We start from the raw sequence: 24688 nt of genomic DNA on the forward strand, positions 1-24688 counted from the left end.
AACGTAGTGTTTGGTAAGGAATGAATCATGCGTCATCGTAAAAGTGGACGTCACCTGAGCCGTACCAGCTCTCACCGCAAGGCTATGTTCCAGAACATGGCGGTGTCGCTGTTCGAGCACGAGCTGATCAAAACTACCCTGCCAAAAGCCAAGGAACTGCGCCGCGTTGCCGAGCCGCTGATCACCCTGGCCAAGGAAGACAGCGTAGCTAACCGTCGTCTGGCTTTCGATCGTACCCGTTCGAAAGAAATCGTCGGCAAGCTGTTCAACGATCTGGGCAAGCGCTATGCCACCCGTCAGGGCGGCTACCTGCGTATCCTCAAGTGCGGCTTCCGCGCTGGCGATAACGCACCAATGGCGTACGTCGAGCTGGTTGATCGTCCTGTCGGTGGCTCGGTAGAAGCTGCTGAATAAGACGTCAGTCTGAAACAAGAAACCGGGCCTAGTGCCCGGTTTTTTGTGTCTGCATGTATTGAAACAATCTATTGATCCAAGTCAGGTAATGAATTTGTTGCTGTCATAGTTCTGGTCGATACTCATTCCAGGCCGATTAGCCGGCAGTTTGAGACCGTAAGGACCGATAGGGAGATAGCGCATGAGCCAGACCAAGACACTGACCACCGCCAGCGGTGCACCGGTTGCCGATAACCAGAACTCACGCTCCGCAGGGCCGCGGGGGCCGTTGTTGCTGGATGACTTCCACCTGCTTGAAAAACTCGCCCACTTCAACCGCGAGAACATCCCTGAGCGTCGTGTACACGCCAAGGGCTCGGGGGCCTATGGCACCTTCACGGTAACCCGGGATATCACCCGATACAGTTACGCCAAGCTGTTCAGCACTGTCGGCAAGCAGACCGAAACCTTCCTGCGCTTCTCTACCGTGGGTGGTGAGCGTGGTTCGGCGGATACCGAGCGTGATCCGCGTGGTTTCGCCCTGAAGTTCTATACCGAGGAAGGTAACTGGGACATCGTCGGCAACAACACCCCGGTGTTCTTCATTCGTGATCCGCTGAAATTCCCCGACTTTATCCACACCCAGAAACGTCTGCCGCAAAGCAACCTGAAAAGTGCGCAGGCGATGTGGGACTTCTGGTCGCATTCGCCTGAAGCGCTGCACCAGGTCACCATTCTGTTTTCCGACCGCGGCATTCCAGACGGTTACCGTCACATGCACGGGTTTGGCAGCCACACTTACAGCTTGATCAACGCTCAGGGCCAGCGCACCTGGGTCAAGTGGCACTTCAAGACCAAGCAGGGCATCAAGAACCTGGCGCCCGCCGAGGCGGCCCGTCTGGCTGGTACTGATCCTGATTACGCTCAGCGTGACCTGTTCGAAGCCATCGAGCGCGGCGACTTCCCGAAATGGGCGGTGTGCATCCAGGTGATGAGCGAAGAAGAGGCGGCCAGCCGCGACGAGAACCCCTTTGACGTGACCAAGACCTGGTCGCAGAAGGATTACCCGTTGATCGAAGTCGGCGAGCTGGAACTGAACCGCAACCCGCTCAACTACTTCGCCGAAGTCGAGCAGGCTGCATTCGGGCCGAGCAATATGGTTCCAGGTGTCGGTTTGTCGCCCGACCGTATGCTCCAGGGCCGCGTATTCGCCTATGCAGACGCCCACCGCTATCGCGTTGGTACCAACCATCAGCAATTGCCGGTAAACGCCCCACGCAGCCCGGTGAACACCTACCAGCGTGACGGCAGCATGGCGTTTGGCAGCAATGGTGGTGCGACACCGAACTACGAACCGAACAGTTACGGCAATGCGCCGAAGCAGGCGCCGCAGTTTGCCGAGCCTGCACTGGAGCTCAATGGTGTGGCTGATCGTTACGATCATCGCGAAGACACCGATTACTACAGCCACGCCGGTGCACTGTTCCGCTTGATGAACGCCGAGCAGAAGGCCCTGTTGATCAACAACATTGCCGGGGCCATGGCCGGGGTTTCCGAAGATGTCGTTCAGCGTCAGTTGCAGCACTTCTTCAAGGCCGATCCGGCCTATGGAGAAGGGATTGCCAAGGCTTTGGGCATAAATCTCGCCTAAGTCGAAGTGATAAGAAGAACCGCCCTCATTTGGGCGGTTTTTCAATGAATATCACTACCGTTTACCTGCTTTTTTGCACATTTATGCCCGATTCCAAGTGACCTTCCGGGCATCCTGGTTCAAACTATAACTTTCACACAGGGAGAGGCAGGGCGATGCAAGGTCACCCGGACGTAATCGATTATCTCAACACGTTGCTGACGGGCGAACTGGCGGCACGTGACCAATATTTCATCCATTCGCGGATGTACGAAGACTGGGGCTTGAGCAAGCTCTACGAGCGTATCAACCACGAGATGGAAGAAGAGACCCAGCACGCTGATGCCCTGATGCGTCGTATCCTCATGCTCGAAGGTACTCCACGCATGCGCCCGGATGACCTGGACGTTGGCGCAACCGTGCCGGAAATGATCGCTGCCGACCTGCGCCTGGAGTACAAGGTGCGCGCCGCACTGTGCAAAGGCATCGAGCTGTGCGAACTGCACAAGGACTACATCAGCCGTGACATCCTGCGCCTGCAACTGGCCGACACTGAAGAAGATCACACCTACTGGCTGGAAAAGCAGCAAGGTCTGATCAAGTCCATCGGCCTGGAGAACTACCTGCAGTCGCAGATGTAATTTTCCCGGAACAAAAAGAAGCCCCGCCAGTGCGGGGCTTTTTTGTTTCGATCGGTGGGAGCGGGCTTGCCCCGCGATGTGATAGACACACCGTTATCGCGGGGCAAGCCCGCTCCCACGTCACGCGCGATCGCGCTCCAACAGCGGTTTGAGGTAGTAGCCTGTATACGACTGCTTCATCTCGGCGACTTCTTCCGGTGTGCCGCAGCCAATGATCTGCCCACCCTTGGAGCCACCCTCGGGGCCCAGGTCGACAATCCAGTCGGCAGTCTTGATCACATCCAGGTTGTGCTCGATCACCACCACGGTGTTGCCGTGGTCGCGCAGGCGGTGCAGTACATCGAGCAACTGCTGGATATCTGCGAAATGCAGACCTGTTGTCGGCTCGTCGAGGATGTACAGGGTCTTGCCGGTATCGCGCTTGGACAGCTCGCGCGACAACTTGACCCGCTGTGCTTCACCACCGGAGAGAGTGGTCGCCGACTGCCCCAGTTTGATGTACGACAGGCCGACATCCATCAGTGTCTGTAGTTTGCGCGCCAGCGCCGGCACCGCGTCGAAGAACACGCGGGCTTCCTCGATGGTCATTTCCAGGACCTCGTGGATGTTCTTGCCCTTGTACTTGATCTCCAGGGTTTCGCGGTTGTAACGCTTGCTCTTGCACACGTCGCAGGGCACGTAGATGTCAGGCAGGAAGTGCATCTCGACCTTGATCAGACCGTCGCCCTGGCAGGCCTCGCAGCGTCCGCCTTTGACGTTGAAAGAGAAGCGTCCCGGACCGTAGCCACGGGAACGGGATTCCGGCACGCCGGAGAACAGCTCACGGATCGGGGTGAACAGGCCAGTGTAGGTCGCCGGGTTCGAGCGTGGCGTACGGCCGATCGGGCTCTGGTCGATATCCACGACCTTGTCCAGGTGTTGCAGGCCGTCACAGCTGTCATGCGGCGCCGCCTCGAGGGTACTGGCGCCATTCAGGGCCGTGGCACTGAGGGGGAACAGCGTGTTGTTGATCAGGGTCGACTTGCCCGAGCCGGAAACACCGGTCACGCAGGTCAGCAGGCCGATCGGGATCTCCAAGTCGACATTCTGCAAGTTGTTACCACGCGCACCCTTGAGCTTGAGCGAGAGCTTCTTGTTGCGTGGCGTGCGCTTGGCCGGTACGGCAATTTTCACCCGCCCGGACAGATATTTGCCGGTCAGCGAATCAGGATGGGCCATAACATCGGCCGGTGTGCCTTCGGCAACGATCTGACCGCCATGCACACCGGCACCCGGGCCGATATCCACGACGTAGTCGGCCAGGCGAATGGCATCTTCGTCGTGTTCGACGACGATCACCGTGTTACCGATATCGCGCAGGTGGTTGAGGGTAGCCAGCAGACGGTCATTGTCGCGTTGATGCAGGCCGATGGACGGCTCGTCGAGGATGTACATGACCCCGACCAGGCCGGCGCCGATCTGGCTGGCCAGGCGGATACGCTGGGCCTCACCGCCGGACAGGGTATCGGCGCTACGGTCGAGGGTCAGGTAGTCGAGGCCGACATTGACCAGGAACTGCAGGCGCTCACAGATTTCCTTGAGAATCTTGTCGGCAATTTCACCGCGACGCCCTGTCAGTTTCAGCCCGCCGAAGTAGGTACTGGCATCACCGATTGGCAGGTTGGTCACCGCCGGCAGAGTCTTTTCACCGACCCAGACGTGCCGCGCCTCACGGCGCAAGCGCGTGCCACGGCAATCCGGGCAGGGCTGGGTGCTGAGGAACTTGGCCAGCTCTTCGCGCACGGTCGCCGACTCGGTCTCGCGGTAGCGCCGCTCCAGGTTCGGCACGATGCCTTCGAACGGGTGCGAACGCTTGACGATATCGCCGCGGTCGTTGAGGTACTTGAAGTCGACGTTCTGCTTGCCGCTGCCATGCAGGATGATTTTCTGCTGTTCGACCGGCAGCTCGCCGAAGGGCACTTCGAGACTGAAGTCATAGTGCGCGGCCAGTGAGCCGAGCATCTGGAAGTAATAAACGTTGCGCCGGTCCCAGCCGCGAATCGCACCTTCAGCCAGGGTCAGTTCGCTATTGACCAGGCGTTTGGTATCGAAGAACTGTTTGACCCCCAGCCCGTCACAGGTCGGGCAGGCGCCTGCCGGGTTGTTGAAGGAGAACAGCTTGGGTTCCAGCTCGCTGATGGCATGGCCGCAGATCGGGCAGGCGAAGCGCGCCGAGAAGATCATCTCCTCGAACGGGTCGTCATCCATCGAGCCGACCAGGGCAATACCGTCAGCCAGCTTCAGCGCGGTTTCGAAGGATTCGGCCAAGCGCTGCTGGAGGTCCTCGCGGACCTTGAAACGGTCGACCACCACTTCGATGGTGTGCTTTTTCTGTTTATCCAGCTTGGGCAGTTCATCAAGCTCGAACAGCTTGCCGTTGACCCGCGCACGGACGAAACCCTGGGCGCGCAGTTCATCGAAGACGGCCAGGTGTTCGCCCTTGCGTTCGCGAATCACCGGGGCCAGCAGCATCAGCTTGCTGCCTTCGGGCTGGGCCAGCACCAGATCGACCATCTGGCTGACGGTCTGCGCCTCCAGCGGAATGTCGTGGTCCGGGCAGCGCGGGGTACCGACGCGGGCGTAGAGCAGGCGCAGGTAGTCATAGATCTCGGTGATGGTGCCGACAGTCGAGCGCGGGTTGTGCGAGGTTGACTTCTGCTCGATGGAAATCGCTGGCGACAGTCCTTCGATGGTGTCGACGTCAGGCTTTTCCATCATCGACAGGAACTGCCGGGCATACGCCGACAGCGACTCGACATAGCGGCGCTGGCCTTCGGCGTACAGGGTATCGAAGGCCAGCGACGACTTGCCGGAACCGGACAGGCCGGTGATAACGATCAGCTTGTCCCGGGGCAGGGTCAGGTCGATGTTCTTCAGGTTGTGGGTCCGTGCCCCACGAATCAGGATCTTGTCCACTGCGGCCTCGCTTGGCGGGCATAAACGGTTGAGTATACGGCTCCCTGCCAGTACGCGGCAAAGCGTCACGTATATGCCGTTACGCGATCGGACTGGTAGAATCGCCGCCGGTTCACACGAGGTTTATCCATGCACGATCCCCACAGCGAACGCATGAGTGGCAGCGAAACCCGCGCCGCAGGCGGCCTGGCCCTGGTGTTCGCCTTCCGTATGCTGGGCATGTTCATGGTCCTGCCGGTGCTGGCGACCTATGGCATGGACCTGGCTGGCGCCACGCCGGCGCTGATTGGCCTGGCCATTGGTGCCTATGGCCTGACCCAGGCATTCCTGCAGATTCCGTTCGGGGTCATTTCCGATCGCATCGGTCGTCGTCCGGTGATCTACCTGGGCCTGGTGATCTTTGCCCTGGGCAGCGTGCTGGCGGCCCAGGCTGATTCGATCTGGGGGGTGATTGCCGGACGTATCCTGCAAGGTGCCGGGGCGATTTCGGCGGCAGTGATGGCGCTGCTTTCGGACCTTACCCGCGAGCAACACCGAACCAAAGCCATGGCCATGATCGGCATGAGCATCGGTTTGTCGTTTGCCGTGGCCATGGTGGTTGGCCCCTTGCTGACCCGTGCCTTCGGCTTGTCCGGGCTGTTCCTGGCCACGGCCGCCATGGCGGTGGTCGGCATCGCCCTGATCGCCTTTGTCGTGCCGGCGTCCCACGGCGCCTTGCAACACCGCGAGTCTGGCGTCGCCAAGCAAGCCCTGGGGCCGACCTTGCGTCATCCCGACCTGCTGCGCCTGGATGTCGGCATCTTCGTCCTGCATGCGATCCTGATGGCCAGCTTCGTCGCCTTGCCCCTGGCCTTGGTCGAGCGCGGCGGCCTGCCCAAGGAAGAGCATTGGTGGGTGTACCTGACGGCTTTGCTGGTCTCATTTTTTGCAATGATCCCGTTCATCATCTACGGCGAAAAAAAGCGCAAGATGAAACGTGTCCTGCTGGGTGCGGTCAGTGTTTTGGTGCTGACCGAGCTGTATTTCTGGCTGTCGGCAGACAACTTGCACGAACTGGTGATAGGCACCGTGATATTCTTTACTGCCTTCAACCTGCTGGAGGCATCCTTGCCTTCGCTGGTGAGCAAGGTGTCGCCCGCCGGCGGCAAGGGCACGGCCATGGGGGTGTACTCCACCAGCCAGTTCCTTGGCGCCGCGCTGGGAGGAATTCTCGGTGGCTGGTTGTTCCAGCACGGTGGCCTGAGTACGGTGTTCCTGGGCTGTGCAGCCTTATGTGCAGTGTGGTGGATCGTTGCCCTGAGCATGCGTGAGCCGCCGTACGTGACCAGCCTGCGCATGCCGTTGTCGGCCGAGGCGGTCCGCGAAGCGGGACTGACCGAACGGCTGTTGGCCGTACCGGGTGTGACCGACGCAGTGGTGGTGGCCGATGAGTCCGCCATCTATATCAAACTTGATACACAAATTTTGGATCGCACGACCCTAGAGCGCCTGGTAAACCCGGCCTCCGCAGCGTGCGAAGCCTAGGAGAACGTTATGGCCCGTGGGGTTAACAAAGTCATTCTGGTCGGTACTTGCGGTCAGGATCCCGAAGTCCGCTACCTGCCCAACGGTAACGCCGTGACCAACCTGAGCCTGGCTACCAGCGAGCAGTGGACCGACAAGCAAACCGGCCAGAAGGTCGAGCGCACCGAGTGGCACCGCGTTTCGATGTTCGGCAAGGTTGCCGAGATCGCCGGCGAGTACCTGCGCAAAGGTTCGCAGGTCTACATCGAAGGCAAACTGCAGACCCGCGAGTGGGAAAAAGACGGCATCAAGCGTTACACCACTGAAATCATCGTCGACATGCAGGGCACCATGCAGCTGCTCGGCGGTCGTCCGCAGAACCAGGACGGTTCTCAGCAGCAGGGCGGCAACAACTACAACCAGGCGCCACGCCAACAGGCTCCGCGTCCACAGCAGTCGGCACCGCAGCAGCGCCCAGCGCCGCAACAGGCTGCTCCACAGCCGGCTCCGGATTTCGACAGCTTTGATGATGATATTCCGTTCTGATTCATGGCGCTGACCGCTACATCCACAAAACGCCCGGTGCCTCGCACTGGGCGTTTTGCTTTATGCCTGACCAGGGCGTGGCAATGTGCCGCTAGTCCACCTTCATCGCGCTTCCTGAAATCTTGACTACAGTATCAACTGGCGCCTGCAGTAAAAGTCGCCACCGTGATCGTTCAAGAGACGCCGGCAACGTCCCGCGCGTCCACCACCTGATCAGGAGTGCACGATGGATCTCAACCGTCGGCAGTTCTTCAAGGTCGCCGCTATCGGCCTTGGAGGTTCGAGCCTGGCTGCGTTGGGCATGGCCCCGACACCGGCCTTCGCCGAGCAGGTGCGTCACTTCAAGCTGGCGCATACCAAAGAAACCCGCAACACCTGTCCTTATTGCTCGGTTGGCTGTGGCTTGATCATGTACAGCCAGGGTGATGCGGCCAAGAACGTTGCGCAGAACATCATCCATATCGAAGGCGATGCCGACCATCCGGTGAACCGCGGCACGCTGTGCCCGAAAGGCGCCGGTCTGCTCGACTTTATCCACAGCCCCAACCGCCTGCAGTATCCACAGGTACGCAAGCCGGGCAGCAAGGAATGGACGCAGGTGTCCTGGGATGAGGCGCTGGATCGCATCGCCGATCTGATGAAGACCGATCGCGACGCCAACTTCATCGAGAAAAACGCCCAGGGCCAGACGGTCAATCGCTGGTTGAGCGTCGGCTTTCTGGCCGCTTCGGCTTCCTCCAACGAAGCCGGCTACATGACCCACAAGGTCGTTCGCAGTCTTGGCATGCTGGGGTTCGATAACCAGGCACGTGTCTGACATGGCCCGACGGTGGCAAGTCTTGCCCCGACGTACGGCCGTGGAGCCATGACCAATCACTGGACCGATATCGCCAACGCGAATCTGATCCTGGTGATGGGGGGCAACGCTGCAGAAGCCCATCCCTGTGGCTTCAAATGGGTGACCGAGGCCAAGGCGCACAACCAGGCCCGGCTGATCGTGGTCGACCCGCGTTTTACCCGAACCGCTTCGGTGGCCGACTATTACGCGCCGATCCGCACCGGCACGGATATCGCCTTCATGGGCGGGCTGATCAATTACCTGCTGACCGAAGACAAGATTCAGCACGAATACGTACGCAACTACACCGACGTGGCGTTCATCGTCAAAGCCGGTTATGGCTTTGAAGATGGTCTGTTCAGTGGCTACGATGCCGACAAACGCAGCTACACCGACAAGTCCGGCTGGGGTTACGAGCTCGGTGAAGACGGCTTTGCCAAGGTCGATCCGACCCTGCAGGATCCGCGTTGCGTCTACCAGCTGATGAAGCAGCACTACAGCCGCTACACGCCGGAGCTGGCCAGCCAGATCTGTGGCATGCCGGTGGACAGCATGCGCAAGGTCTGGGAAGAGATCGCCACCTGCTCGCAACCGGGCAAGACCATGACGATCCTCTATGCCCTGGGCTGGACCCAGCACTCGATCGGCTCGCAGATCATCCGCAGTGCGGCCATGGTCCAGTTGCTGCTGGGCAACGTCGGCATGCCCGGTGGCGGGGTCAACGCCCTGCGCGGCCACTCCAATATCCAGGGGCTGACCGACCTGGGGCTGTTGTCCAACCTGCTGCCGGGCTACCTGACCCTGCCGTCGGATGCCGAGCAGGACTACGACACCTACATCGCCAAACGCGCGCCGAAGCCGCTGCGTCCGGGGCAGCTGTCCTACTGGCAGAACTACGGCAAGTTCCATGTCAGCCTGATGAAGGCCTGGTATGGCGCCAACGCCACCGCCGAGAACCATTGGGGCTTTGATTACCTGCCGAAGCTGGATATCCCGGGCTACGACGTGTTGAAGATGTTCGACATGATGGCCAAGGAGCAGGTCAACGGTTACTTCTGCCAGGGCTTCAACCCGATTGCCGCCTTGCCTGACAAGAACCGTGTCACCGCCGCGTTGAGCAAGCTCAAGTGGCTGGTGGTGATGGACCCGCTGGCGACCGAGACCTCGGAGTTCTGGCGCAACGCCGGGCCGTACAACGATGTCGATACAGCGAACGTGCAGACTGAAGTCATTCGCCTGCCCACTACCTGCTTTGCCGAGGAAGACGGCTCGCTGGTCAACAGCAGCCGCTGGCTGCAATGGCACTGGAAGGGCGCGGAAGGGCCGGGTCAGGCCCGAACCGACGTGTGGATCATGAGCGCTCTGTTCCTGCGCCTGCGCGAGCGTTACCAGCGCGAGGGTGGGGCCTGGGCCGAGTCGATCCTCAAGCTCAACTGGCCGTACAAGGTAGCGCACGAGCCGACCCCGGAAGAAATCGCCAAGGAGTTCAGCGGTTACGCGGTATCCGATGTCACCGATGCCAGCGGCGCGACCATCAAGGCCGGGCAGCAACTGGCCGCCTTCGCCCAGCTCAAGGACGATGGCAGTACGGCTTCCGGCTGCTGGATTTTCTGTGGCAGCTGGACCGAGCAGGGCAACCAGATGGCCCGGCGCGATAACTCCGATCCGTTCGGCATGAAGCAGAACCTCGGTTGGGCCTGGGCGTGGCCGGCGAACCGGCGGATTCTCTACAACCGGGCATCGGCTGATGTGCAGGGCAAACCCTGGTCGCCGAACAAACGGCTGGTGTGGTGGAACGGTAAAGCCTGGGGCGGTACCGACGTACCGGACTTCAAGGCCGACGTGGCGCCGGAAGCGGGGATGAACCCGTTCATCATGAACCCAGAGGGCGTGGCGCGTTTCTTTGCTCTGGACAAGATGGCCGAAGGGCCGTTCCCGGAGCACTACGAGCCGTTCGAAACGCCCATTGGGGTCAACCCGTTGCACCCGAACAACAAGAAGGCCACCAGCAACCCGGCAGGCAGGGTGTTCGATTCGGTATGGGACACCCTGGGGCAAGCCAAGGACTTCCCCTACGCCGCTACCACCTACCGGTTGACCGAGCACTTCCACTTCTGGACCAAGCATTGCCCGATCAACGCCGTGACCCAGCCGGAGCAGTTTGTCGAAATCGGCGAGGTACTGGCCAAGGAGAAGGGCATCGCCGCCGGCGACCGGGTGCGCGTCAGCAGCAAGCGTGGGCATATCGAGGCGGTAGCGGTGGTGACCAAGCGGATTCGTCCGTTGCAGGTCAACAACCAGACCGTGCACCAGATCGGTATTCCGTTGCACTGGGGCTTTACCGGGGTGACCCGGCATGGCTACCTGACCAACACCCTGGTGCCGTTCCTCGGTGACGGCAATACGCAAACGCCGGAATCCAAGTCGTTCCTGGTCAACGTGGAGAAAATCTGATGGCTAGCCAAGACATCATCGCCCGTTCGGCCACCACCACGGCGCCGCCGTCGATCCGCCAGCAGGAGGAGGTGGCCAAGCTGATCGACACCACCAAGTGCATCGGTTGCAAGGCCTGCCAGGTCGCGTGTTCGGAATGGAACGAGTTGCGTGACGAGGTGGGGCACAGCTACGGCACTTACGATAACCCGCATGACCTGGGGGCCGAGACCTGGACCCTGATGCGCTTCACCGAGCATGAAAATGCCGACGGTAACCTGGAGTGGTTGATCCGCAAGGACGGCTGCATGCACTGCGCCGAGCCCGGTTGCCTGAAGGCCTGCCCGAGCCCAGGCGCGATCATCCAGCACGCCAACGGCATCGTCGACTTCAACCAGGACCACTGCATCGGTTGCGGTTACTGCATCACTGGTTGCCCGTTCAACATTCCGCGGATTTCGCAGAAGGATCACAAGGCCTACAAGTGCACCTTGTGTTCCGACCGCGTCGCGGTAGGGCTGGAGCCCGCCTGTGTGAAGACCTGCCCGACCGGGGCAATCGTGTTCGGCAGCAAGGAGGACATGAAGGAGCACGCCGCCGAGCGCATTGTCGACCTCAAGTCGCGGGGCTTCGACAACGCCGGCTTGTATGACCCGGATGGTGTCGGCGGTACTCATGTGATGTACGTGCTGCACCACGCCGATCAACCGAAGCTGTACGCGGGCCTGCCGGACCAGCCGGTGATCAGCCCGCTGGTTGGGCTGTGGAAAGGGGTGAGCAAACCGCTGGCGCTGCTGGCCATGGGCGCGGCGGTGCTGGCCGGGTTCTTCCACTATGTGCGCATTGGCCCGAACCGGGTCGAGGAGGACGAGCACCCGAGTGCGCCGGATACCAGCGTGCATGTGGTCGACCCTGCTGTGCATGTGTTTGACCCGCACAAACCGGGTGGGCAAGGGGAGGAGCGGCCATGAAAGACAAACCCATCCTGCGCTACAACGCCAACGAGCGCAGCAACCACTGGCTGGTAGCGATCCTGTTCATCATGGCTGCATTGTCGGGGCTGGCGCTGTTTCACCCGGCGCTGTTCTGGCTCAGCCATCTGTTCGGTGGCGGGCCGTGGACGCGCATCTTGCACCCGTTCATCGGTGTGCTGATGTTCGTATTCTTTCTCTTCCTGGTACTGCGCTTCTGGCGGGCGAATTTCTTTATCGCCAATGATCGTCTGTGGCTCAGGCGTATCGACCGGGTGATGCGCAACGAAGAGGAGGGCGTGCCACCTATCGGCAAGTACAACCCCGGGCAGAAGCTGCTGTTCTGGACCCTGCTGCTGTGCATGCTGGTCCTGTTGCTAAGTGGCGTGGTGATCTGGCGCGCCTGGTTCAGCCAGTACTTCGGTATCGGCTCGATCCGCCTGGCGACGTTGCTGCACGCGCTGGCCGCTTTCGTGCTGGTGCTGAGCATCATTGTGCACATCTACGCCGGGGTCTGGATCAAGGGCTCGGTCAGCGCGATGCTGCATGGTTGGGTCAGTCGCGCCTGGGCGAAAAAGCACCATGAACTATGGTATCGGGAAGTGACCCGCGAGGACCCACCAGACTCGCAGATCAGAAAAAAAGGATGACCACTTGAGCACCATTCTTGAACCTGGGCAGATCGAAGCGGCGGCCAGCTCGCCGCCGCTTCTCTATCTGCCGCCAGCGAATCTTTTTACGTTGCGTGCGGCGCGTCTGGACACCCTCGCCGAGGGCAATGCCCTGGGTGACTACCTGCGGCTGATTGCCGACCTGTGCCGAATCCAGCAGAACCTGCTCGATCAACCGCCGGTGGCGGCGCCTGCCGAGACTGAGCGTCAGCGTTTGTGTGTCGAGCACGGTTTGCCGCCGCTGGCTGCCGACAGTCTGGTGCGTGAAGGGCAATGGCTGGCTTATCTTGACGCCTTGTTGCAACGCTACCCGACGCCTGTCAGCGCTGAGTTGCTGGCTGCCGTAAGCGCCTTGAGCGCGTCCAGTGCCGAGCAACGCAAGCTCTGGGGCATCGCCTTGCTGACCGGGCAGTTCAGCGCCGTGCCAGCGGCATTGGTGCCGTTTCTCGGTGCAGCGCTGCAGGCGGCCTGGAGTCATTGGCTGCTGAGCCTGCCGAACACCGAACTCAAGGCTGGCGACAGCCTGTGTCAGTGCCCGGCCTGCGGCTCGCCGCCGATGGCCGGGGTGATCCGCCATCGCGGCAAGTACAACGGCCTGCGCTATCTGGTGTGCTCGCTGTGCGCGTGTGAGTGGCATGTGGTGCGGGTCAAGTGCATCTACTGCGAGCAGAGCAAGGGGCTGACTTATTTCAACCTCGAGGATGATCGCCATGCCGCCGGCAAGGCGCCGCTGCGTGCCGAATGTTGTCCGGGGTGCAAGAGTTATCTGAAGCAGATCTATCTGGAGTGCGACGCTGATGCCGAGGCGCTGTCTGCTGATCTGGCAAGCCTGGCGCTGGATCTGCGCCTGGATCAGGAGGGCTATCAGCGGCTGGCGCCGAATCTGATGCTGGCGCCGGGAGGGGAGTGATCTCAGCGTCTACACTCAGGTTTTGTGTTGCTGCCATCGCGGGGCAAGCCCGCTCCCACAGAGCCCCTTCACCTGTAGGGGCGAGCTTGCCCCGCGAACTGGTCCACCCTGTTGAAGGTAATCTCGTTAATGCCCTCCAACCTCGCCAAACTCCCGATACGCCTGCCCTCCATCGACACCCTGTTGCGCCACCCCGCCTGCCAGCCGCTGATTGAGCGCTATGGGCGCGACGCCGTACTGGCTACTTCGCGCCAGCTGCTCGACGACCTGCGCGATCCGGCCAGACTCGGCCAGCTAGACGGCGCAGAACTGGCTCCGGCAGTGCTTGCCGGACGCGCCGGCGAACGGCTTGCAGCCCAGCACCGCAGCCAGGTACGGCGGGTGTTCAACCTTACCGGTACGGTCCTGCACACCAACCTTGGCCGGGCGCTGCTGCCCGAGGAAGCCATCGACGCGGTGCAAATGGCCGCGCGCTATCCGCTGAACCTTGAATATGACCTGGCCACCGGCAAGCGCGGTGACCGCGATGACCTGATTGAAGGGCTGATCCGTGAGCTGACCGGTGCCGAGGCGGTCACGGTGGTCAACAACAATGCGGCGGCGGTATTGCTGGCACTCAACAGCCTGGGCGCGCGCAAGGAAGGCATCATCTCCCGTGGCGAACTGATCGAGATTGGCGGCGCCTTTCGCATTCCGGACATCATGGCCCGCGCCGGGGTCAAACTGCATGAAGTCGGTACCACCAACCGTACCCATGCCCGCGACTATGAAGCGGCCATCGGCCCACGCAGCGGCCTATTGATGCGGGTGCATTGCAGCAATTACAGCATCCAGGGTTTCACTGCCCAGGTTGCCACCCGGGAGCTGGCGCAACTGGCTCACCAGCATGACTTGCCATTGCTTGAAGACCTGGGCAGCGGCAGCTTGCTTGACCTCACGCGCTGGGGGCTGCCCGCCGAACCGACGGTGCGCCAGGCGCTGGATGATGGCGCGGACATCGTCACCTTCAGTGGCGACAAGCTGCTCGGCGGCCCGCAGGCCGGGATCATCGTCGGGCGCAAGGAACTGATCGCCAAGATCAAGAAGAACCCGCTTAAGCGTGCGCTCAGGGTCGACAAGTTGACCCTCGCGGCGCTGGAAGCGGTATTGGGCTTGTACCGTAACCCCGACCTGCTGGCTGAACGGCTGCCCAGCCTGCGTCTGTTGACCCGTCCCCAGTCTGACATTACGGCCCAGGCCGAACGCCTGGCGCCGCAGCTCGGCCGGGTACTGGGCGCTGACTGGGACGTCGCCGCAGTGCCGGCGCAGAGCATGATCGGCAGCGGCAGCCAGCCGGTGGCCCGTTTACCCAGTGCCGCCCTGTGCCTGCGTCCGCAGCTGTCCAGGCGCCTGCGCGGTCGCAGCCTGCGCAGCCTTGAGGAAGCACTGCGCAAGCTGCCGGTGCCGGTGCTTGGGCGCATCGATGATGACGCCCTGTGGCTGGACTTGCGGCAACTGGATGACGAGGCCGGTTGGCTGGCGCAACTCGCGCAATTGCAGTTGCTGGAGACGATCAGGTGATCGTCGGCACGGCAGGGCACATCGACCATGGCAAGACCTCCTTGCTTGAAGCGCTGACCGGCCAGGCAGGGGATCAGCGCCGGGAAGAGCGCGAACGGGGCATGACCATCGACCTGGGCTATCGCTATGCCAGCCTGGAGGCGGGGGCACCGTTGACCGGTTTCATCGACGTACCTGGCCACGAGCGGTTTATCCACAACATGCTGGCCGGTGCCCAGGGTGTCGATCTGGTGGTGCTGGTGGTGGCCGCGGATGACGGGGTGATGCCGCAGACCCGCGAACACCTGGCGATTGTTCAATTGCTGGGTATCCCCCGGTTGCTGGTGGTTATCAGCAAGTGCGATCGCGTCGAGCCGCGTCGGGTCCGCGAAGTCCAGGCGCAAGTCAGTAGCTTGCTGGAGGCCGGGCCCTATGCTGGCGCTAGGCAATTTCCGCTGTCCAGCATCACCGGCGAGGGGGTCGATGCCCTGCGCCAGGCTTTGATCAATGCCCAGGGCGAGATCCGCGCGCGCAGCCGCCGCGGCGGCTTTCGTCTGGCCATCGATCGCGCTTTCGCGGTGGCCGGTGCCGGTATTGTGGTCACCGGGACCGCGCTCGATGGCCAGGTGCAGTTGGGTGACACTCTGCTCCTGGGCAAGGCTGGAAAGGCGGTGCGGGTACGCGGGCTGCATGCCCAGAACCAGGCGGTGCCCGAGGCATGGGCGGGGCAGCGGGTGGCGTTGAACATCAGCGCCGAGCGCCTGGAACTTGCGCAGATTCACCGCGGCGACTGGCTGCTCGCCGAGTGGCTGCACGGGCCGACCCAACGGGTGGATATCGAACTGCAGTTACTCGCCAGTGAAGTGCGCAGCTTTGCCCATTTCAGTCCGGTGCATGTGCACCTGGGCACCCAGGATGTCAGTGCGCGGGTGGCCTTGTTGCAGGGTGAACATCTACTGCCGGGCGGCCGCATGTTTGCCCAGTTGCAGCTAAACGCACCGCTGCAGGCGGTGCACGGCGACCGCCTGGTGCTGCGCGACCATAGCGCGCAACGCACCCTTGGCGGTGGTCGGGTGCTCGATCCTTTTGCCCCGGCGCGCCAACGGCGCAGCGAGGCACGTCTGGCGCAGTTGCAGGCGCTGGCCAGCGTCGACAGCCTGGAGCAGGCCTTGCCGGCGCTGCTCGCCAACGATGAGGTCGGTCTTGATCCACAACGCCTGGAGCGTCAGTTCAACCGTCTGCGCAGCAGCTGGAAACTGCCGGCAGATGTCCAGGTCATCGCTACGCGTCAGGGCCCGTTGCTGTTCACCGCGGCGCGCTGGCAGGCGCTGAAACAAACCGTGCTAGAGCAGCTGGCGCACTTTCATGAGCAGGAGCCCGATCAGCTCGGCCCCGACCGGGATCGCTTACGCCGCTTTGCCGCCTTGCCGCTGGAGCGTCCGGCCTTCATCAGCCTGCTGGATGAATTGCTCGCCAGTGGTGCAATCGTTGGCAACGGCCCCTGGCTGCATTTGCCCGAACATCAAGTACGCCTGAACGAAGAGGATGAAACGCTATGGCTGCAGTTGCGGCCGCTGCTTGAACAAGGCCGGTTCGATCCGCCCTGGGTGCGTGATCTGGCCAGGTCGCTGGCGCAAGAGGAAGCGCAGGTTCGACTGCTTCTGCGCAAGTTGGCGCGTCTGGGCCAGGTGCACCAGGTGGTGCGCGATCTGTTCTATCCTGAAGCCACAATCCGACAAATGGCAGCTATGCTCTTGCAGCTGGCCAGTGATGACCCGGTGGTGCAGGTGGCGGCCTTTCGTGATGTGCTGGATATCGGCCGCAAACGCAGCATTCAGGTGCTGGAGTATTTTGATCGTATCGGCCTGACCCGGCGCATTGGTGACCGGCGTCAGGTACGGGCCGACAACGCCCTGGCACAATCGCCGGGGCATTGAGTTCAAGGAAGGCAATCGCGCCCGGTGGCGCGGCCGGGCTTCAAACCCGGTTGGGGACGGCAGCCGTTCCCGGGCAGGTTCGACTCCCGCTGCCTTCCGCCATTTTCTACTGCGCCCGTTCCCCGCAAAGGTCGAGGGCGAACCAGTGCTGTGCGGTCGCCACATCCAGTCCGGCACCCAGCAGCGCGAACAGTTTGCCCAGCGCAGCTTCGCGGGTCATGCCGCCGGCTGAGACCAGGCCTGCATCGCGTAGCCGGCTGCCCGCCGCGTAGGTATCGAACTTCACACTGCCTTGCGGGCATTGGCTGATAGCGACCATCAGTACCCCGCGCTGGCGCGCATCACTCAAGACCTGGAGCAAGGCCTGATCATCGGAAGGACCGGTGCCGCTGCCGTAACATTCCAGCACCAGGCCCTTGACGCCACTGTCGATCAACGCCCGCACATGAGCTGCCTGCAGCCCCGGAAAAACCGGTAATACAGCCAGGTTCACCGCAACCCGGGGCTGGCAGTAGGTGAGTACCGCCGGCACCTGTTCGGCCCGTTGACTCTCGCGATGCCGCGGGAGTGCGGCAAAGGCATCGAAGGCTTCGCTGCGCAGCTTGCTGGTGCGCGCGCCATGCAACAACTGGCCTGCGAAATACAGGTGCACGCCGTTCTCGACACCCGTCTCGAACAGGCTCAAGGCCCCGCACAGATTGCTCCAGGCGTCGCTGTCCGCGGCGCCCGCCGGCAACATCGAACCGGTCAGTACCACCGGGACTTCCAGCCCGAGCAGCAGGAATGACAGGGCCGCTGCGCTGTAGGCCAGGGTGTCGGTGCCGTGCAGTACGAGGATGCCGTCGTGGCCATCCTTCTTCACGGCTTCGACAATCGCATCGCACATCGCCAGCCAGTTGGCCTGCTGCATGTTGGCGCTGTCGAGCAGCGGCGACAGTTCACGCAAGGTCCAGCGGATGCCTGGCGAATCGGGGTGAGCCGCCAGGTAGTCGCGCATGCGCGCCTCGAAACCACCGCCTGGCGCCAGGCCTTGCGGTGTTTCGAGCATGCCGATGGTGCCTCCGGTGTAGAGCACCAGCAGGTTGTTGACGGCGCGCATGTCAGTTCTGCGGCTGCGCGACAGCGGCGCCGGTTGCAGGCTTGGGCTCAGTCTGCGGATTGACCGGCCAGGCCTGCAGATCCAGATCCAGGTCGCTGAACTTGCGCGCATCAAACACTGGTTGCTTGATACCGGCTTTGCGTTGCTCGTCGTAGTCGCGCATTACCCGCAGGCCGATCTTGAACAGCAGGGCCAGGGCAATCAGGTTGACGAAGGCCAGGCAGGTCATGGTGATGTCGGCGAAAGCGAACACGGTGGACAGGTTCTGCACCGAACCCCAGACGATCAGGGCCAGCACCAGCGCGCGGTAGCCCAGCAGTACCAGGCGGTTGCGGGTCAGGAACTGCAGGCTGGTTTCGCCCAGGTAGTAGTTGTAGAGGATGCAGGTGAAGACGAACAGCGACAGCGCCACGCTGACGAACAGACGGCCCCAGTCACCGACTACAGCGGCCAGGGAATTCTGGGTCAGCACGATGCCATCACCTTCGAAACCCGGGGTGTAGAAGCCGGACAGCAGGATCAGCAACGCGGTGCAGGTGCAGATCACGAAGGTGTCGAGGAACACGCTGAACGCCTGGACCACGCCTTGCGCGCCCGGGTGTTTCACCGCAGCCACGGCCGCTACGTTCGGTGCACTGCCCAGGCCCGCTTCGTTGGCGAACACGCCACGCTTCACGCCCATGACAATGGCGCTGCCGAGCAGGCCGCCGAACGCCGGATCGAGACCGAAAGCGCTCTTGAAGATGGTTTCCAGCATGGCCGGGACGTGTTCGATCTGGCTGCCGATCACGTACAGGGTTACGCCGATGTAGGCCAGGGTCTTGACCGGTACCAGCAGGTCGGAGACTGCGGCGATGCGCTTGATGCCGCCGAGGAAAACGATCGCCAGCAGCACGGCCAGAGCGATGCCGGTGCGCTCGGGAGCGAAACCGAAGGCGTTCTGCAGCGAATGGGTCACGGTGTAGGACTGCAGGCCATTGAAGGCAAAGCCGTAGGTCACCAGCAGCAGGAGGGAGAACACCACGGCCATGGTCTTGAGCTTCAGACCGTGCTGGATGTAATAGGCCGGACCGCCACGGTACAAGCCGTCGCCGTCGCTACGCTTGTAGACCTGGGCCAGGGTGCATTCGAAAAAGCTGCTGGACATACCCACCAGGGCAGTGACCCACATCCAGAACACCGCGCCTGGGCCGCCGAGGGTTACAGCGATACCGACACCGGCAATGTTACCGGCGCCGACGCGGCCGGCCAGGCTCAGCATCAGGGCCTGGAACGAGCTCAACTGGCCAGCCTGGCCGTGCAAGGATTCCTTGAAGACGCTGAACATGTGGGCGAAATGGCGGAACTGGACGAAACGGGAACGGATGGTGAAATAACCGCCGAGTCCGACGATCAGCACGATGAGGAGTTTCCCCGAAAGGAAATCGTTGAGTGCTTCGAGCATGGAGTGACCTCGATTCTTATTCTTTGCATGAAAGACAACCGGACAGACGTCGATGCGCCGTATCCATGGGGGCGCATGGTTGGCCAAGATAAATATGGTTACAATTTCGCGGGTTGCTCTGAGTTGATGCGACTTGATGCTAAACTAGCGCCTGTCGCATCACCTGGAACGACTCGCATGAGCGAAAATCTTGGTACCAACCTCAAACTCGCCTGCAGTCACTACCGCTCTATTTCAGAGGTTTGCCGGCAGCTGTCGATCAACCGGGCACAGTTCAACAAGTACCTGAGCGGGCAAAGTCAGCCGACGCCGTTCAACCTCAAGCGCATCGGCGATTTCTTCGGTGTCGAGGATTACGAGCTGGGTTTGCCGCCTGAGCAGTTCGCCCGCTTGATCGGGGCGCGCAACCCGGCCAGCGTCAGCGTCCCGCAAGAAGATCCGCTGAGCGAACTGCTGCGGCCATTGCGTGAGCAGAGCGGCAACCTGTCGCGGTACTGCGGTTACTACTTCGAATACTCCAACTGCATGTCGGTGCCGGGCTCGATCCTGCTGTCGCTGGTGCACCTGCGCGAGGAGCGTGGCACCTTTCTGTTCGAGCGCCAGGAACGCCAGGAGCGTTCCAGCAGTACCGATGTGCAGGCCGAAGACTGGGTACGCTGTCGCTACCTGGGCGCGGCGTTCCAGTTGCAGGATCGCCTGTTTCTCATCGACTACGAGTCGCTGACGGTGAACGAGATGAGCCAGACCATCCTGATTCCCAGCTTCAAGAGCCGCATCACCCGTTTGAACGGCCTGAAAACCGGGGTGTCCAGTGGCGACCGGCGTACCCCCGCCTGCACCCGGGTGGTCTGGGAGTATCTGGGGACCGAGATCAACCGCATCAGCGCCTACCGCCAGGTGAAGCTGTATCGCCCGGACGATCCGCGTATCGATGACGATGTGCGCGAGCGCCTGAGTGTCGGGCCGATCAGCAACGGCTTGTTCGAGATCGAGTGATCAACTGGCGTCGAAGATGAACTCCGCGACGGTCTGCGCCACCTGATCTGCTACCAATGGTGCGCTACGCAAATGTGCCGCAACGCCGTGATCGCAGTTTGAGAGCAGCAGACACTGAAGGTTTGGAGGCGGCACGGATTTGAGCAGCGAGCGGGTGACTTCTTCCGGGATCGGGCTGTAACGCTGCGCGCCCGCCAGCCACAAGGTGCCGGCCGATGTACCGGCACCCTGGCCATGCGTCTGGGAGTTGAGCCCGTCGAACTCACCCATCACCAGCAACACCCGGCCGTGGAACTGGCGCAGGAACTCAAAGCTGTCGCAGTCCAGAAAACCATAGGGCTTGCTGATTGCCGCAGTAAAGGCCGGGCCGAAGGGGGCGTCATGGGCGTTGTCGGGGTAGACGGCGGGACAGATCAGGATCAACTTATCCACAGCCGGTTGCTGTGCCGCCAGCTTCAAGGCGATGGACGCCCCCAGGCTATGACCGATCACGGTCTGGCAACGTGCAGCGATATGCCGGTGAAAGCGCAGTGCTTCATCGCGGTTGGTGCGCAGCGAAGGCGCAAGCGCACCCGGCTCGCTGGCCTGACTGTGCCCGGACAGGTTGGCGGTCAGTGAGCCGATACCCAATGCCTGTAGCCGGTAGAGCAGGGGGTTGAGGCGGGTAAAGTCCGAGCGTGCGCCACCGACAACGAACAGCGGCGCCGCGCGCTCCTCGTCGGGGATCAGTAGCCGGGCCTGTTGCTGATAGCTGTCGAAGGTTTCGCTGATGAACCGTTCAGCGCCGGGGCTGGGCTCATCGTATTGCCAGGTTGAACGTTGTGCTGAAGCCGCTTCAAGTTCCATGGACGTCGCCTTGAGAAGCCGAGGATGCTCGTGTCGGGCGCATTATAGGCCGTTTGCCGAATTGCGTAGATAAGGCGTTAGCTAGGCCAGCGTTGGACTTCCCCTGCCGGAAAACGCAAAATGTGCCCTTTCCTCAATCAATCTGACCGGACCTGCTGACTCTATGCGAATGCGCCTGATGCTGTTGGGTGGTGGAAATGCCCTTGGGCAAGCGCTGATTCGTCTCGGGGCCGAGGAAGATATCGGCTTTCTGGCACCGCGTCCGCCAGAGCACGGCTGGGACCCGGCCAGCCTGACCCAGTTGCTGGACGACACCCGCCCCGACGCGTTGGTGAACCTGGCCTATTACTTCGACTGGTTCCAGGCCGAGTCCGTCAGCGAAAAGCGCCTGGCTCAGCAGGAGCGCTCGGTGGAGCGCCTGGCTGAACTGTGCCAGCACCACAACATCATTCTGGTCCAGCCTTCGAGCTACCGGGTGTTCGATGGCTCGCGCGCCACCGCCTACAGCGAGAAAGATGAGCCGGTGCCCCTGGGCCTGCGTGGTCAGGCACTGTGGCGGATCGAGCAGAGCGTACGGGCGACCTGCCCGCAGCACGTACTGCTGCGTTTTGGCTGGTTGCTCGACGAGAGCATCGATGGCGTGCTCGGGCGTTTTCTGACCCGCGCCGAACAGCCTCAGGAATTGCTCCTGGCCGATGATCGGCGGGGCAATCCAACGCCGGTGGACGATGCTGCACGGGTGATTCTCTCGGTGCTCAAGCAGCTCGATTGCGCCGCGCCGCTGTGGGGGACGTACCACTACGCCGGTAACGAAGCCACCACGCCGCTGGCGCTCGGTCAGGCTATCCTCACCGAAGCGGCGCAGCTGCACCCACTGGCTGTTACCGCACCGACCGCGCAGGCCCATGCCGCACGTCCGGATGCCAGCGAAGAACCGCAACATGCAGTGCTGGCCTGCAAGAAAATTTTGCACACTTTCGGTATCAAGCCCCGCGCCTGGCGCTCGGGTTTGCCACCCTTACTGGATCGATTCTATCGTCATGGCTGATGCCCCAATTCTGATCACTGGTGGCGCCGGCTTCATCGGTTCTCACCTGAGCGATGCGCTGCTGGCAAAAGGCTACGCGGTACGGGTTCTCGATGACTTGTCCACCGGCAAACCCGCCAACCTGCAAATGGCCAACCCCAGGCTTGAGCTGATCGAAGGCGATGTCGCTGACGCTGAGCTGGTCAAGCGCGCGTCTGCAGGCTGCCAGGCGGTTGTGCATCTGGCCGCCGTTGCCTCGGTGCAGGCCTCGGTGGACGACCCGGTGAAAACTCATCAGAGCAACTTCATCGGCACCTTGAATGTCTGCGAAGCCATGCGCCTCAATGGCATCAAGCGGGTGCTGTTTGCCTCCAGCGCGGCCGTCTATGGCAACAACGGCGAAGGCCTGGCGATCGAGGAAGGTGCTCCCAAGGCGCCCCTCACGCCCTATGCCGTGGACAAGCTGGCCAGTGAGCAATACCTGGACTTCTATCGTCGCCAGCATGGTCTGGAGCCGGTGGTGTTCCGCTTCTTCAACATCTTCGGGCCACGCCAGGATCCGTCTTCGCCGTATTCCGGGGTGATCAGCATTTTCTGCGAGCGCGCCTTGAACGGTACCCCCATCACGCTGTTCGGTGATGGCGAGCAGACCCGTGATTTTCTCTACATCGCCGATCTGGTCGCGGTGATGGTACAGGCGCTGGAGTTGCGGGAAGTTGAAGAGGGGGCAATCAACATCGGCCTGAACCAGGCGACTTCCCTGAATCAGTTGCTGGACGCGCTCAAATCAGTGCTGGGCGAATTGCCGGCGATCAGTCACGGGCCTGCGCGCTCTGGCGATATTCGCCACTCACGGGCGAACAACCAGCGGCTGCTGGCGCGATTCGAGTTCCCGCAGCCCACGCCGTTGGCCGTTGGCCTGGCCCGATTGCTCGGCAAAGAATAAAAAAAAGCGGCGATTTAATCGCCGCTTTTTTCTTTCCCAGGCCCCGCAGCCTTAGAACTTGTAACCAACACCGACCATGTAGACCCATGGATCGACATCTACGTCGACCTTGGTCTTGCCGACGCCCAGAGCGGTCGGGCCGTCCATGGTGGCCTTGGTGTCGATGTCGATGTACCAGACCGCGGCGTTGACCAGGAAGTGGTCGGTGATCATGTAGTCCATGCCCAACTGACCGGCCAGACCGAACGAGTCTTTGACTTTCAGGTTGCTGAAACCCTGGGCTTTGCGGTTGCTGTCCAGGTCTTCGTCAAAGAACATGGTGTAGTTCAGACCGATACCGGCATATGGCTGGAACTTCGAGCTTGGTTCCATCGGGTAGTACTGCAGCGACAGGGTCGGTGGCAGTTGCTTGATGTCGCCCAGCTTGCCATCCAGGCCAGGGCCCAGACCTTTGACGCCGACAGTGTGGTGGAACGGCGTGGCGGCCAGCAGTTCCAGGCCGATGTGGTCGGTCAGCATGTAGGCGAAGGTCAGGCCCAGTTGGGTATCGCTATCCAGAGTCGCCTTGGTACCGGACACCTTGGTGCCGTCGAGCTTGATGTCACTGCTGTCCTCGTTGGGATTAACAGTGATTGCGCCGGCACGCACGATGATGTCGCCAGCCTGGTGGGCGTGGGCAACAGGGGCTGCGAGCGCCAAGGCGAAAAGCGAGGCGCTGAGCAAGGACTTGTTCATGGAAGCTCCCAGAGGACGTTTAGAATTGGTACGTCCAATGGTAAAGAGCCATTATTTTCGCGATTTGACCCAGCTCAATGAAAGCGTCAAAGCCATTGTGTGGGGCCAATCATTCTAGTTCATAAGCGTAGATTTTCTCGGCTTCCATCTGGTAACCGGCGTCGGCCAGTTCACTGCTGGTGCTTTTCACCTGCATCCGGCCTTCGATCCAGTAGGGCTGATAGAGGTCCTCGACGCGCACACCCATCTCACTGACGATATGCACGATCTGGTTCGAAGGTGGCGGCGGCACGTGGATGCAGGCGCCGTAGTAGGGCACCAGGAGAAACTCGGTGGTGCGACCTTCTTCACTGACTTCCAGCGGCACGATGTAGCCCGGCAACTTCACCTGCTGGCCATCGAGGGCCTTGACCACCGGGGCGTTTGGCACCTGCTGGTGGGCGGCCGGAGCCGATTCGGCGGCCAGGGCATCGCTCAATTGCGACAGGTCATGCAGCGGCGCCAGTTGCGGCTGGACGATTGGCGCACCGGCGGGAATCAGTTGCGGCCATTCCAGGGTGCGGGGCTCGTCCGCCCATAAGGGCGTGCTCACCAGCAGCAGTATCGACAGCAGAATGCGTGGCATCAA

Annotated in this window: 20 protein-coding genes and 1 tRNA gene; 15 read left to right on the plus strand and 6 right to left on the minus strand. The window is 61.7% G+C overall.

Annotated features, from left to right (window positions below; genetic code table 11):
• The first annotated feature begins 27 nt into the window (after window positions 1–27).
• The 3 genes from rplQ to bfr all read left to right on the plus strand — a co-directional run bounded on the left by rplQ (window position 28) and on the right by bfr (window position 2664).
• A complete protein-coding gene (rplQ, locus tag ACVI9W_RS15135; RefSeq protein WP_002555463.1) occupies window positions 28–414 on the plus strand; it encodes a 50S ribosomal protein L17 in 387 nt (128 codons plus the stop codon).
• Between the two features lie 181 nt (window positions 415–595).
• Entirely contained in the window at window positions 596–2044 is a 1449-nt protein-coding gene (locus ACVI9W_RS15140; RefSeq protein ID WP_461530405.1) for a catalase, read from the plus strand.
• 155 nt (window positions 2045–2199) lie between these two features.
• Complete coding sequence (gene bfr, locus ACVI9W_RS15145) at window positions 2200–2664, plus strand: bacterioferritin (RefSeq protein ID WP_038606192.1); 465 nt, start codon at window positions 2200–2202, stop codon at window positions 2662–2664.
• A gap of 120 nt (window positions 2665–2784) precedes the next feature.
• Here bfr and uvrA read toward each other — a convergent pair whose 3' ends face one another.
• Window positions 2785–5619 (minus strand): excinuclease ABC subunit UvrA, encoded by a 2835-nt coding sequence (gene uvrA / locus ACVI9W_RS15150; RefSeq protein ID WP_461530406.1) that lies wholly within the window; start codon window positions 5617–5619, stop codon window positions 2785–2787.
• Between the two features lie 129 nt (window positions 5620–5748).
• Between uvrA and ACVI9W_RS15155 the strand changes: the two genes are divergently transcribed.
• The 9 genes from ACVI9W_RS15155 to ACVI9W_RS15195 all read left to right on the plus strand — a co-directional run bounded on the left by ACVI9W_RS15155 (window position 5749) and on the right by ACVI9W_RS15195 (window position 17069).
• A complete protein-coding gene (locus tag ACVI9W_RS15155; RefSeq protein ID WP_038606197.1) occupies window positions 5749–7143 on the plus strand; it encodes an MFS transporter in 1395 nt (464 codons plus the stop codon).
• A 9-nt stretch (window positions 7144–7152) separates the two neighbouring features.
• Window positions 7153–7668: a single-stranded DNA-binding protein gene (locus ACVI9W_RS15160; RefSeq protein ID WP_107024803.1), complete on the plus strand. Its 516-nt coding sequence runs from the start codon at window positions 7153–7155 to the stop codon at window positions 7666–7668.
• 226 nt (window positions 7669–7894) lie between these two features.
• The gene (fdnG, locus tag ACVI9W_RS15165; RefSeq protein ID WP_461530407.1) at window positions 7895–10960 is read left to right on the plus strand and encodes a formate dehydrogenase-N subunit alpha; all 3066 of its coding nucleotides are present in this window, start codon (window positions 7895–7897) and stop codon (window positions 10958–10960) included.
• Window positions 10960–11910, plus strand: coding sequence for a formate dehydrogenase subunit beta (gene fdxH, locus ACVI9W_RS15170; RefSeq protein WP_191831388.1), 951 nt, complete (start codon window positions 10960–10962; stop codon window positions 11908–11910). Before fdnG ends, fdxH begins: the two co-directional genes overlap by 1 nt.
• A complete protein-coding gene (locus ACVI9W_RS15175; RefSeq protein WP_422417057.1) occupies window positions 11907–12560 on the plus strand; it encodes a formate dehydrogenase subunit gamma in 654 nt (217 codons plus the stop codon). Before fdxH ends, ACVI9W_RS15175 begins: the two co-directional genes overlap by 4 nt.
• A 4-nt stretch (window positions 12561–12564) precedes the next feature.
• A complete protein-coding gene (gene fdhE / locus ACVI9W_RS15180; protein WP_461530408.1) occupies window positions 12565–13491 on the plus strand; it encodes a formate dehydrogenase accessory protein FdhE in 927 nt (308 codons plus the stop codon).
• A gap of 129 nt (window positions 13492–13620) precedes the next feature.
• Entirely contained in the window at window positions 13621–15051 is a 1431-nt protein-coding gene (gene selA / locus ACVI9W_RS15185; RefSeq protein WP_461530409.1) for an L-seryl-tRNA(Sec) selenium transferase, read from the plus strand.
• Window positions 15048–16967: a selenocysteine-specific translation elongation factor gene (gene selB, locus ACVI9W_RS15190; protein ID WP_461530410.1), complete on the plus strand. Its 1920-nt coding sequence runs from the start codon at window positions 15048–15050 to the stop codon at window positions 16965–16967. Before selA ends, selB begins: the two co-directional genes overlap by 4 nt.
• A 6-nt stretch (window positions 16968–16973) precedes the next feature.
• Window positions 16974–17069, plus strand: a tRNA-Sec gene (locus ACVI9W_RS15195).
• A 4-nt stretch (window positions 17070–17073) separates the two neighbouring features.
• Here ACVI9W_RS15195 and ACVI9W_RS15200 read toward each other — a convergent pair.
• Window positions 17074–18066: an asparaginase gene (locus ACVI9W_RS15200; RefSeq protein WP_461530411.1), complete on the minus strand. Its 993-nt coding sequence runs from the start codon at window positions 18064–18066 to the stop codon at window positions 17074–17076.
• A gap of 1 nt (window position 18067) precedes the next feature.
• A complete protein-coding gene (locus ACVI9W_RS15205) occupies window positions 18068–19510 on the minus strand; it encodes an alanine/glycine:cation symporter family protein (protein ID WP_461530412.1) in 1443 nt (480 codons plus the stop codon).
• Between the two features lie 177 nt (window positions 19511–19687).
• Here ACVI9W_RS15205 and ACVI9W_RS15210 point away from each other — a divergent pair, with 177 nt between their 5' ends.
• Entirely contained in the window at window positions 19688–20506 is an 819-nt protein-coding gene (locus ACVI9W_RS15210; RefSeq protein WP_461530413.1) for a helix-turn-helix domain-containing protein, read from the plus strand.
• On the opposite strand, the gene ACVI9W_RS15215 is transcribed toward ACVI9W_RS15210, so the two are convergent.
• Window positions 20507–21352: an alpha/beta hydrolase gene (locus tag ACVI9W_RS15215; RefSeq protein ID WP_461530414.1), complete on the minus strand. Its 846-nt coding sequence runs from the start codon at window positions 21350–21352 to the stop codon at window positions 20507–20509.
• Window positions 21353–21515: 163 nt separating this feature from the next.
• On the opposite strand from ACVI9W_RS15215, the gene ACVI9W_RS15220 reads away from it, so the two are divergent.
• Together ACVI9W_RS15220 and ACVI9W_RS15225 are read left to right on the plus strand one after the other, a co-directional pair.
• Entirely contained in the window at window positions 21516–22400 is an 885-nt protein-coding gene (locus ACVI9W_RS15220) for a sugar nucleotide-binding protein (RefSeq protein ID WP_038606229.1), read from the plus strand.
• Window positions 22393–23325, plus strand: coding sequence for an NAD-dependent epimerase/dehydratase family protein (locus ACVI9W_RS15225; protein WP_461530415.1), 933 nt, complete (start codon window positions 22393–22395; stop codon window positions 23323–23325). Before ACVI9W_RS15220 ends, ACVI9W_RS15225 begins: the two co-directional genes overlap by 8 nt.
• A 51-nt stretch (window positions 23326–23376) precedes the next feature.
• Here the strand turns inward: ACVI9W_RS15225 and ACVI9W_RS15230 are convergent, their stop codons facing one another.
• Both ACVI9W_RS15230 and ACVI9W_RS15235 read right to left on the minus strand, forming a co-directional pair.
• A complete protein-coding gene (locus ACVI9W_RS15230; protein ID WP_157190985.1) occupies window positions 23377–24060 on the minus strand; it encodes an OmpW/AlkL family protein in 684 nt (227 codons plus the stop codon).
• Between the two features lie 109 nt (window positions 24061–24169).
• On the minus strand, window positions 24170–24685 hold the full coding sequence (locus ACVI9W_RS15235) for a DUF3299 domain-containing protein (RefSeq protein ID WP_038606238.1): 516 nt from the start codon (window positions 24683–24685) through the stop codon (window positions 24170–24172).
• Window positions 24686–24688 lie beyond the last annotated feature (3 nt).

This window comes from Pseudomonas sp. 210_17 TE3656 (genome assembly GCF_054821965.1).